This is a genomic window from Methyloparacoccus murrellii (assembly GCF_054657115.1).
Genome location: NZ_BAAHXD010000007.1, coordinates 84,872 through 94,755, shown reverse-complemented (window position 1 = coordinate 94,755; position 9,884 = coordinate 84,872). Strand labels below are relative to the sequence as shown.

The window sequence follows — 9,884 nt, the reverse complement described above, 5'->3', positions numbered from 1 at the left end:
GCTATACCCTTATCTCCAAGGTAGAAGCCCATCCGGTTAAGGTTCTTCTGATCGGTTTGCACCGCGGATGGGCTGAGTCCTCTGGTGCTGCAGAGGAGGGCAGGCAATTGCTGCTTGCCCTGCCGATTTTACGGGGAGGGTGAGATAGTGTCGTTGACCTATGTCCGGTTTTGACCTACCCCAAACCAATGGTTATATTCACCAGCCAACCATTCGAGAACCACTTATGAAAAAACTGACAGCCGCTATCCTCGCCGCAGCACTGCTGCCTGGGTGCTCCCAGCGAGTCATTGACTTCACTGTCCTGTCTACCAAGAACATTGACCTGAGTCGCAGCGCAGACCTGAAGAGGGTTCAGAAGCGAGTGAAGGGTGAGGACATCGTGCCGGTCGTCCTGCTCCCGTTCGGCATCCCGAACGCCAAGACGGCCATCGACAAAGCCATAGAATCCACGCCTGGGGCGGTGGCCTTGACAGATGGTGTGATCAATCAACGGATCACCCTTTTCTTCGGAATCACGGGGTTTGAGGTTGAAGGCACCCCGCTGGTTGACCCCAAGCAGGCAGCGGGGAAGCTGTAATCAGCGCTCCTTCCTATTCACCCTCCTATTCACCGAACCTTCGGAGACCGCATGAAATCTGCTCTTCCCCTGCTCGCCTTTCTATTCATTCCGCTGGTCACCCACGCGGACATACCCATCTGCTACAACCCGAACACGGGCAAGGCCCGGCTCGTGGCCAAATGCAACGCCAAGGAGCAGAGACAGATGCTGGTGACAGCGGGAGCGGATGCGCCGGCGCCAGGTGGAAGTCTGCCGGTGTGGGCGGTGAGGAAGGAACTGACAGTGAAAGCGGGGACAGCTGCACAGGAGACGATAGTCGGGCCGGCCTGCAGCCCGAAGGGGACCATCGGTATGAGCAGCATCGAGGTGCGACAGCCTGCCGGTACAGAAAGGTGGGTGCGGTGTGACAGGGCAGTCCCCTGGCGGTTCGCCGATCTCCCCGGCTATAGCTACGGCACCCCGGAGTATGACCCGGAGCGGGTCGACCTCAACTGCTTTCAAGGGAGCGGGTACGACGATCAAGGTAGGCTCCTATACCTGCCAGTTCCTGAAGATAAACAGGTTCTGATCACCCTGCTCTGCCTCGGCGAGTAAGAGCAGATAGCAGAGGGAAGAGCCCGCTTCGCGCGGGCTTTTTCATGCGCAGTGGGTTCGGACAGAAGGTCTTTCCGCCTCTTACCTGAGCCGGCCGACTCAGTCCTCCACCCCGAATTCCTCGCAGAAGCTGGCGCTCTGGTCAGCCCCTCCGAACTCTTTCCGCAGAAGCTGGCGCTCATGCAGAGGAAGGCGTCTTCATGTCGGCATGGGACAGCCTCTGGCACCTGCCGCTGCCGGAGCAGGAGCCGGTCCTGAAACGGATGCTGGACGCCCTGATGCCGGGCGGTGTCTGCCTCTTCACCATGGGCGGGCTGGATGCCCCGCAGGAAAAGGTGGATTCCGCCATGGGGCCCCGGATGTATTACAGTACCCTGGGCATTCCCGGAATGCTCGGCGTGTTGTCGGACGCCGGCTGCAGGTGCCGGCACCTGGAATATGACCAGTACCCGGAACCGCATCTTTATGTCATCGCGCAAAAACCGTGACCGGGTGTCCGGAATCGCTCACCCCATGCGCCGGGCGGTCAAAAACCCAGGCTCTCGGCTCGTCCACCACGCGATAACCACAACCATGAGCCAGACAACTTGAGGCATGCATGCCGGTACCAGGATTTCAGGATATGACCCTTCCCATGCTGAAGCTTGCTGCAGATGGCACCACGTGGTCACTCGCCGATGCGCGTGCTCGCCTGGCTATAGGCTTCCAGCTGTCCACTGAAGAGCAGGAGGAGCTTTTGCCCAGCGGCAAGCAATCACGGTATGCAAACCGGGTGGCGTGGGCCAAGGTCTATCTGGAAAGAGCCGGCCTGATTGCGTCTCCCGCGCGAGGGAAGTTTGCCATTACCCAGCGTGGCCGGGAAGTTCTGCAACATCCACCAGAAAGCATAACAATAGAGTTCCTTGGCCAATATCCGGAATTTCAGGAATTCCGCAGCCGCTCGACAAACCAGGCACAGGAGAAACAGCAACAGCCCGACAGCGTCCAGTCGCCTGAAGAGGCACTTGAGTCGGCATATCTCACCATTCGCCAGAATCTGGCTTCAGAAATTCTGGCAAGGGTCAAATCATGTAGCCCGCGCTTCTTTGAAAACCTTGTCGTTGAACTGCTATTGCAAATGGGCTACGGGAAGGCTGGCGGCAACGGTGAACGGGTGGGTCAGTCTGGGGATGAAGGCATTGATGGCATCATCTCTGAGGACAGGCTTGGCTTGGAAATGGTTTATCTGCAAGCAAAGCGCTGGGAGGGAACCGTCGGCCGACCGGAGATCCAGAAATTCGTAGGCGCCCTCCATGGCAAACGCGCCCGCAAGGGTGTCTTTATCACAACAGGCAGTTTCTCGGCAGAGGCTGTCAGCTATGTACAGCATATTGACCCCAGAATAGCGCTCATTGATGGCGCCCAGCTGGCGGACTTCATGATTGATGTCGGCGTGGGTGTCTCCTCATCCCGCACGCTTGAATTGAAGCATATCGATTCGGACTTCTTCGAGGAGCAGGACGCATAACAAGGTTTGCGCTTGCCGCCAGTCATGCGGTCATGCCCCTCTGCCGGCGGTATAGGACCTGGCCGCCGGCCTCCTCGACGAACCCCACCTGATCCAGACAACACCTGAACGTGGCCACCATACGTTTCGCACGGGTCGGCAAGACCTATCCCAACGGCTGCACGGCCATTTGCGGACTGGATCTGGAAATCCGCGACGGGGAGCTGATGGTGGTGGTCGGCCCCTCGGGCTGCGGCAAGTCGACGTTCCTGCGCCTGCTGGCGGGTCTGGAAGCCATCAGCAGCGGCACCTTGTTGATCGACGGCGCGGTCGCCAACGACCTGACGCCGCAGGCCCGCAACATTGCCATGGTGTTCCAGGACTACGCCCTGTATCCGACCATGACGGTACGGGAGAACCTCGCATTCCCCCTGAAGATGCGCCGACTGCCGCCGCCGGAACGGCAGCGCCGCGTGCGCTGGGCGGCGGAACTGCTGGACCTCGGTGGCGTACTGGAGCGGTTGCCCCGCGAGCTGTCCGGCGGACAGCGGCAGCGGGTGGCCATGGGGCGGGCGCTGGTGCGCGAACCTTCGGTGTTCCTGCTGGACGAGCCGCTGTCCAACCTGGACGCCAGGCTGCGCACCCAGGTGCGCACGGAAATCAGCGACCTGCAGCAGCGCACCGGCACCACCATGGTCTACGTCACCCACGATCAGGTGGAAGCCATGACGCTGGGCCAGCGCATCGCCGTGCTGAATCGCGGCGAACTGGAACAGCTGGCCGACCCGCAGACGCTGTATGACGCACCCGCCACCCCCTTCGTCGCCGGTTTCATCGGCAGTCCGCCAATGAATCTGTTCCGGGCAAGCCTGCTGCCGGCAGCGGATGGCGCCGGGCGGGTGATGGTCGGCGACCAGCCGGTCGCCACGGCCAGTCCCGAGCAAACCAGCGCCCTGCTGCACCGGCTGCCACCGCCCGGCATGGCGCCGCCTGTCTGCCTCGCCGGCATCCGCCCGGACCATCTCCGGGCGGCCGGGGCGGACGAGGCGGGCTTCACGGTCGAGGTGATCGCCAGCGAGTATCTCGGTCACGAAACGCTGGTGCACTGCCGGCCGGCCAGCGAACTGCCGGCCGCACCGGATGCCAAGCCCTGGATCGTCCGCTGGCCCGGCGGCGCGGCACCCGCTCGCGGCGCGCGGCTACGGCTGGCGCGGGTCGCGCCGGCCCATCTCAGGCTGTTCCCGCTCGCAAGCTAGCCGTCCACCGCGACGCGGACGGCAGGCTCAGATGCCGCCCTCGTGATCGCGGATGTACTCGATCAGGGCCTGAACCAGCCGCCACGAGGCATACAGCATGACCGCATAAATGGCCCACTCCTCCAGGGAGACGGACGTGGGATCGCCATCCAGCAGCGACATGCCGATGGCGCCGGCAACGATCAGCAGGACATAGTTGAGCATCTTCATCGTCGGTCATGCGTTGGGTCGGTCACAGCGAAAACCTTTCAGCCCACCTTGCCCAGCACCCAGTCCAGGGCCCGCGTGGGCAGGACGCGCTTGAGGGCGCCGAACAGATAGGTGGGAAAGGTCACATAGTAACGGGCCTTCGGCCGTGGCGACTCCAGCGCGTGGATCACCTTGGCGACCACTGCCTCGGGTCCCAGCGTGAAGGGCACGGCCGGCCCCGTCTTCTGCAGGCGCGCCTCCATCGCGAGATAGGTCTCGCGGTGCGGGCTGTGCGTCGGGTCGATGTGCTGCCGGTACTTGGCGAAGGCATTGTCGCGGAACCGGCTCAGTATCGGTCCCGGCTCCACCAGCGACACCTGCACGCCGCTGCCGGCCAGTTCCAGCCGCAGCGTGTCGGCCAGCCCCTCCAGGGCGTACTTGCTGGCGTTGTAGGCGCCGCGGAAGCGCATCGCCGCAAAGCCCAGCACCGAGCTGTTCTGGACGATGCGACCGCCACCCTGGCGGCGCATGACCGGAATGACGCGCTGGGTCAGTTCATGGGTACCGAACAGGTTGGTTTCGAACTGTTCGCGCAGCACTTCGCGGCTGAGGTCCTCGACGGCGCCGGGCTGGCCATAGGCGCCATTGTTGAAGAGTCCGTACAGCGTGCCGCCGGTCGCGTCCAGCACGGCCTGCACGGCGGCCTGGATGGAGGCCGAATCGGCCAGGTCCAGCCGCACCGCCTCGAAGCCGAGGTCGGCCAGGCGTCGGACATCCTCGTCGCGGCGGGCCGAGGCAAAGACGCGGAAGCCACGCGCGCGCAGGCCGTGGGCGGCGCACAAGCCGATGCCGGAGGAGCAGCCGGTAATGAGAACGGGTCGGGGCGTGGTCATGGCAGTCAGACAACAGACACAATCAGAACAGATCGTCGGCGGATGCTGGGGATTTCGCGGGCTTGCCGCCGCAGCTGGCGCTGCGGTCGGGCTCGGTGCCCTGCCGGAAAGGCAGGCGGATGACGCCCGGGCAGCCTTCCGCGGAACGGCCGCCGCGCTGGGCATCGACCCACAGGAGATCGACGTTGTCCGGCCGGTCGAGTTCCAGCGGTTCGCGGCTGACCCGCTGCATCACCGTCGCCCAGATGCGCAGCGCGCCCTCCGCGCCGGTGTAGCCGGTCGGCTGGTTGTCATCCCGACCGATCCAGACCACGCCCAGGTAATCGCCGGTGAAGCCAGCGAACCAGCTGTCGCGGAGGTCGTTGGTGGTGCCGGTCTTGCCGGCCGGTTGCAGGCTGGCCGGCATCAGGCTCAGCGCCGGCCGGCCGGTGCCGCTGCGCATGACCTCCTTGAGCAGGGTATTGAGGATGTAGACCGTGGCGGCGTCGAAGGCCTGCCGCACGTCGAGACCGAAGCGCTGCAGGAGCTTGCCCTCCGGCGACACCACGGCCTGGATGGCCCGCAGCGGGGTGACGAAGCCATCGCTGGCCAGGGTCTGGTACATCTGGGCGACCTCCAGCGGCGAGAGCGTGGCCGTTCCCAGCAGCAGCGAGGGCACCATCTCGACCGGCCGCTCGACCCCCAGCCGGCGCAGGGTCTGCGCGGTGTGGGCGATGCCAAGGTCCATGCCCAGCCGCACTGTGGCCAGGTTGTAGGAATGGGCCAGGGCGCGGAACAGGGGGACGGCGCCATGCTCGCGGCCATCGAAGTTCTTGGGCGTCCAGATGGAGCCGGGGATCTTCAGCTGGATGGCGGAATCCTGCAGCAGGGTGGCAACCGTGTAGCGGTCGGATTCCTCCAGCGCGGTCAGGTAGACCACCGGCTTGTACAGCGAGCCGATCTGCCGCACGGCATCCAGCGCCCGGTTGAACCCGGTGGACTCGGGATCGCGGCTGCCCGCCAGCGCGGCGATCTCCCCGGTACCCCGGCGCGTGAGGATGGCCGCGGTTTCCAGCGGGGATGCCCGCCGGCGCTTGTCCAGCGCATCGAGATTGGCCGTGATGGCGAGTTCGAGCTGTCGCTGGAGATTCACGTCCAGCGTCGTGAAGATGCGCAGGCCCTCGGAGGTCAGGTCCTCGGGGCGGTACTCCTTCTGCAGTTGCCGGCGGACCAGATCCATGAACGCCGGGTAGCGGGTGACCGACTGGTGCGGGTCGGCGACCACGTCCAGCGGATGCGACTTGGCCTCCGCCGCCGCCTCCGGCGCGACATAGCCCTGCGCCACCATCTCGTCGAGGATCAGGTCGCGACGTTTCTGCACCCGCTCGGGGAACCTGTAGGGGTCGTAGTAGGAGGGCCCGCGCACCAGCGCCACCAGCAGGGCGATATGGTGCAGGTCCAGCTCCTCGACGGAACGGCCGAAGTAGTACTGGCTGGCGAGGCCGAAGCCATGTACCGCGCGACTGCCGTCCTGGCCCAGATAGATTTCGTTGAGATAGGCTTCGAGTATCTCGTCCTTGGAGTAGCGGGCATCCAGGATGATGGCCATCGCGATCTCGTTGAGCTTGCGCCACCAGGTGCGCTCCGAGGACAGGTAGAAGTTCTTGACCAGCTGCTGGGTCAGGGTGCTGCCGCCCTGGACGATGCCGCCGGCGCGGACATTGGCGAACAGGGCGCGCAGGATGCCGCGCAGGGAAACGCCGGGATGGCGATAGAAGTCGCGGTCCTCGCTGGCGAAGAGGGCATTGAGGAGATTCTTCGGTGCCTGGCCGAGCTGGATGAGCACCCGGTCCTCGCGCCGGGCCGGATAGAAGCTGCCGATCTGCGGCGGCTCCATGCGCAGCAGGGCAACGGATTTGCCGCTGTTCATGTCTTCCAGCAGGATGATCTGCCCGTCGGTGAACTGGGCCCGTAGCTCGCGCGCCGGCTCCGGCTTGTCCGGGAACTGGAACTCGCGGGTCTTGAAAACGACTTCGTCACCCAGGCGGACATAGCTGCCCTGGGTCGCCAGCTGCGCGTCCCGGCGGTACTTCAGCTGCCCCAGCAGCCACTCGAAGCTGTCGGCATCGTAGGCGGCGCCGACGAAGATCTCGGCCGGGCTGGCATAGACGCGGGCCGGCAGGGCCCAGCGCTTGCCCTCGAACTGTTCACGGACCAGCCGGTCCTGGTAGTCGACATAGGCGGCCAGGGCGGCAAGCAGGAAAGGTAGCGGATACAGCAGGAGACGCGCGAAGTCCCCCAGGAACGAGCGTCTCCGCCGGGGCGGACGGCGGGCGGGCGGGCGGGCGGCGGTCCTTGCGGCGCGCATCGTCAGGCGACCGGAGCCGGGGGCGCGCGGCGGGACGGTTGTCCGTCCCGGCTGGCAGGCCGGCAGGCCGATGGGCGGGGCGGGCCGGCCACGACAGGCCTAGCGGTTGATGAGGTTGAGAAACTCGGAGCGGGTGCTGATCTGCCGGCGGAACAGGCCCAGCATGGACGAGGTGGTCATCACCGAATTCTGCTTTTCCACGCCGCGCATCATCATGCACAGGTGCTTGGCCTCGATGACCACGGCGACGCCGGCGGGATTGATGGCGGTCTGCAGGGCCGTGGCGATCTGGTTGGTCAGCCGCTCCTGGATCTGCAGGCGGCGGGCGTACATGTCGACGATGCGCGCCACCTTGGAGAGCCCGATGACCTTCCCCTTGGGCAGATAGGCGACATGGCACTTGCCGATGAAGGGCAGCAGGTGGTGCTCGCAGAGGGAATACAGCTCGATGTCCTTGACGATCACCATGTCCTCGGTATCGGCCTCGAAGATGGCGTTGTTGAGGACATTCTCCAGGCTGCGGTTGTAGCCGTTGTTGAGGAAGCGGAACGCGGCCGCCGCCCGCTTGGGCGTGTCGAGGAGACCTTCGCGGGTCACGTCCTCGCCGATACCCTGGATCAGCCGGGAGAAGAGTTCTTCCATTTCCGTGTTTTGCATCTCTATCACCTTGATGGGAAGGGCGGTCAGTATACCCCGCACGGCTCGCCGGCTGGCTGCGAGACCGGGGCGGCGCGAGGGTCCGCCGGCAGCACCGCGAGGATATCCGCCACGCCGGCATCCTTGCGTGTCGCGGCCTCGCCCAGCCGCCGGCGCCAGAGGCGACCGCCGGGCTGGCCGTGATACAGGCCCAGCATGTGGCGGCTGATGGCATGCAGGCGGGTTCCGCGCTCCAGTTGCCGCTGGATGTAGGGCAGCATGCGCTCGACCACCTCGCGCCGGGAGGGCGCGGGGTCGCGCCTGCCGAACAGCCTGCCGGCTTCCGCCAGCAGATAGGGGTTGTGGTAGGCGGCGCGGCCGATCATCACGCCGTCGAAGGTCTCGAGGTGGCGGGCCGCCTCGTCGAGGTTCTGGATGCCGCCATTGAGCACGATCTCCAGCCCGGGAAAATCGCGCTTGAGCGCGGCGGCCATGTCGTAGCGCAGCGGCGGAATCTCGCGGTTCTCGCGGGGCGAAAGGCCGCTCAGCCAGGCCTTGCGGGCATGGATGACGAAGGTCTGGCAGCCAGCGGCGGCCACGGTGGCCACGAAATGAGCCAGTTCCTCGTAGGAATCGCGCGCGTCGATGCCGATGCGCGTCTTGACGGTCACCGGGACCGACACCGCCTGCCGCATGGCCGCGACGCAGTCGGCAACCAGTTCCGGCTCGGCCATGAGGCAGGCGCCAAAGCGCCCCTGCTGGACACGGTCGCTGGGGCAGCCGACGTTGAGATTGATTTCCCGGTAGCCCCAGGCCTCGCCTATCCGCGCGCAGGCGGCCAGATCGGCGGGGTCGCTGCCGCCGAGTTGCAGGGCCAGCGGCTGCTCGTCGGGATCGAAGCCCAGCAGGTGCTCGCGATTGCCGTGCAGGATGGCGGCGGTGGTCACCATCTCCGTGTACAGCAAGACCTGCGGCGCGATCCGTCGCAGGAAATAGCGGCAATGCCGGTCGGTCCAGTCGAGCATGGGCGCCACGCAAAGGCGCCGGGAGAGGCCGCTGGCCTCGATGGCGGGGGAATTCAACACAGCCTGGCGTTGCGTTTGTCGATGCGGCGCCCACCGGCCGATGGCCGGGTGCTCTGGGGGAATCAGCCGGTGCGCCGGTTCCGGGGCAGCAGGGCGGTGCGCGGGCGCGCGGGGTTCTTGAGCGCCGGCGTGGCGCGATGGGCGAGCCAGGAGCGGGCGGCCAGGAAACCGCCACCGGCAACCAGTCCGGTCAGGCAGAGATACAGCAACAGGCGCAGGCGCGAGATTTCCCGCAGCAGCTCGCTCTGGCTGACGACCGCCGCCACGGCGCCCGCCGCTTGGTAGCGGGGATGCTCGCGGCCGGCATCGTCGAGGCCGGCGGGACCATACGCCTCGCTGTAGCTTTCCAGCGCCTTGAGATCCTGTTGCAGCGTCTGGAACAAGGCCAGATCCTCGGCATTGATCCTGCCCGAGGACAGGCTGCGCTCAAGCGACTTCAGCCGCATCTCCACGGAGTCGGCCATGAGTCCGTGCAGCCGCTCGCGCAGGACGCCCATCTGCCGGCCCATGGCCTGCAGCCGCTCGCCACCGGCCGGCTGGCTCAGCAGGCGCGCCTCCAGCGTGTCCAGCTGGGTATGGAACTGATACAGCAGGCCGAGCAGCGCGAACAGGACCAGCAAGCCCAGGGCAAAGGCCCGGAAGCTCCGGGCAGGTGCCGCCAGGCGCGGCGCCGACAGATGGCGCACGGGGCGATGGCCCGCGGCTTCAGACTGGTGACGTGGTTCAGGCATGCCTTTGAGGACGGCGCAGTTCGCGGGACGGCGCGGCAGTGACGGCGCAGGGTCCAGAACCGGATCTCCGCACCCGCGGAGGACGCGGTCTGGCGCGCCATTGGG

At 65.8% G+C, this 9,884-nt stretch carries 11 protein-coding genes; 5 read left to right on the top strand and 6 right to left on the bottom strand.

The features are described from left to right. Positions 1-226 precede the first annotated feature (226 nt). From ACYQ1H_RS03560 to ACYQ1H_RS03540, 5 genes are all read left to right on the top strand, one after another. On the top strand, positions 227-580 hold the full coding sequence (locus tag ACYQ1H_RS03560) for a hypothetical protein (protein WP_460026685.1): 354 nt from the start codon (positions 227-229) through the stop codon (positions 578-580). A gap of 51 nt (positions 581-631) precedes the next feature. Continuing rightward, on the top strand, positions 632-1,156 hold the full coding sequence (locus ACYQ1H_RS03555; protein WP_460026684.1) for a hypothetical protein: 525 nt from the start codon (positions 632-634) through the stop codon (positions 1,154-1,156). A 200-nt stretch (positions 1,157-1,356) separates the two neighbouring features. After that, a complete protein-coding gene (locus ACYQ1H_RS03550; protein ID WP_460026683.1) occupies positions 1,357-1,644 on the top strand; it encodes a class I SAM-dependent methyltransferase in 288 nt (95 codons plus the stop codon). Positions 1,645-1,754: 110 nt separating this feature from the next. Continuing rightward, entirely contained in the window at positions 1,755-2,663 is a 909-nt protein-coding gene (locus ACYQ1H_RS03545) for a restriction endonuclease (protein WP_460026682.1), read from the top strand. 110 nt (positions 2,664-2,773) lie between these two features. Then, positions 2,774-3,898 carry an ABC transporter ATP-binding protein gene (locus ACYQ1H_RS03540; RefSeq protein ID WP_460026681.1) on the top strand — a complete coding sequence of 375 codons (1,125 nt, stop codon included), beginning with the start codon at positions 2,774-2,776 and terminating at the stop codon, positions 3,896-3,898. Positions 3,899-3,925: 27 nt separating this feature from the next. Here ACYQ1H_RS03540 and ACYQ1H_RS03535 read toward each other — a convergent pair whose 3' ends face one another. The 6 genes from ACYQ1H_RS03535 to ACYQ1H_RS03510 form a co-directional block, all read right to left on the bottom strand. Continuing rightward, positions 3,926-4,108 (bottom strand): hypothetical protein, encoded by a 183-nt coding sequence (locus ACYQ1H_RS03535; protein WP_460026680.1) that lies wholly within the window; start codon positions 4,106-4,108, stop codon positions 3,926-3,928. Between the two features lie 38 nt (positions 4,109-4,146). Then, on the bottom strand, positions 4,147-4,980 hold the full coding sequence (locus ACYQ1H_RS03530; protein WP_460026679.1) for an SDR family oxidoreductase: 834 nt from the start codon (positions 4,978-4,980) through the stop codon (positions 4,147-4,149). Between the two features lie 22 nt (positions 4,981-5,002). Further along, positions 5,003-7,327 carry a penicillin-binding protein 1B gene (gene mrcB / locus ACYQ1H_RS03525; RefSeq protein WP_460026678.1) on the bottom strand — a complete coding sequence of 775 codons (2,325 nt, stop codon included), beginning with the start codon at positions 7,325-7,327 and terminating at the stop codon, positions 5,003-5,005. Between the two features lie 99 nt (positions 7,328-7,426). Then, positions 7,427-7,984 carry a GTP cyclohydrolase I FolE gene (gene folE / locus ACYQ1H_RS03520; protein WP_460026677.1) on the bottom strand — a complete coding sequence of 186 codons (558 nt, stop codon included), beginning with the start codon at positions 7,982-7,984 and terminating at the stop codon, positions 7,427-7,429. Positions 7,985-8,010: 26 nt separating this feature from the next. Beyond that, on the bottom strand, positions 8,011-9,048 hold the full coding sequence (gene dusA, locus ACYQ1H_RS03515; RefSeq protein ID WP_460026676.1) for a tRNA dihydrouridine(20/20a) synthase DusA: 1,038 nt from the start codon (positions 9,046-9,048) through the stop codon (positions 8,011-8,013). 62 nt (positions 9,049-9,110) lie between these two features. Next, the gene (locus ACYQ1H_RS03510; protein WP_460026675.1) at positions 9,111-9,779 is read right to left on the bottom strand and encodes a hypothetical protein; all 669 of its coding nucleotides are present in this window, start codon (positions 9,777-9,779) and stop codon (positions 9,111-9,113) included. Between the last annotated feature and the right edge of the window lie 105 nt (positions 9,780-9,884).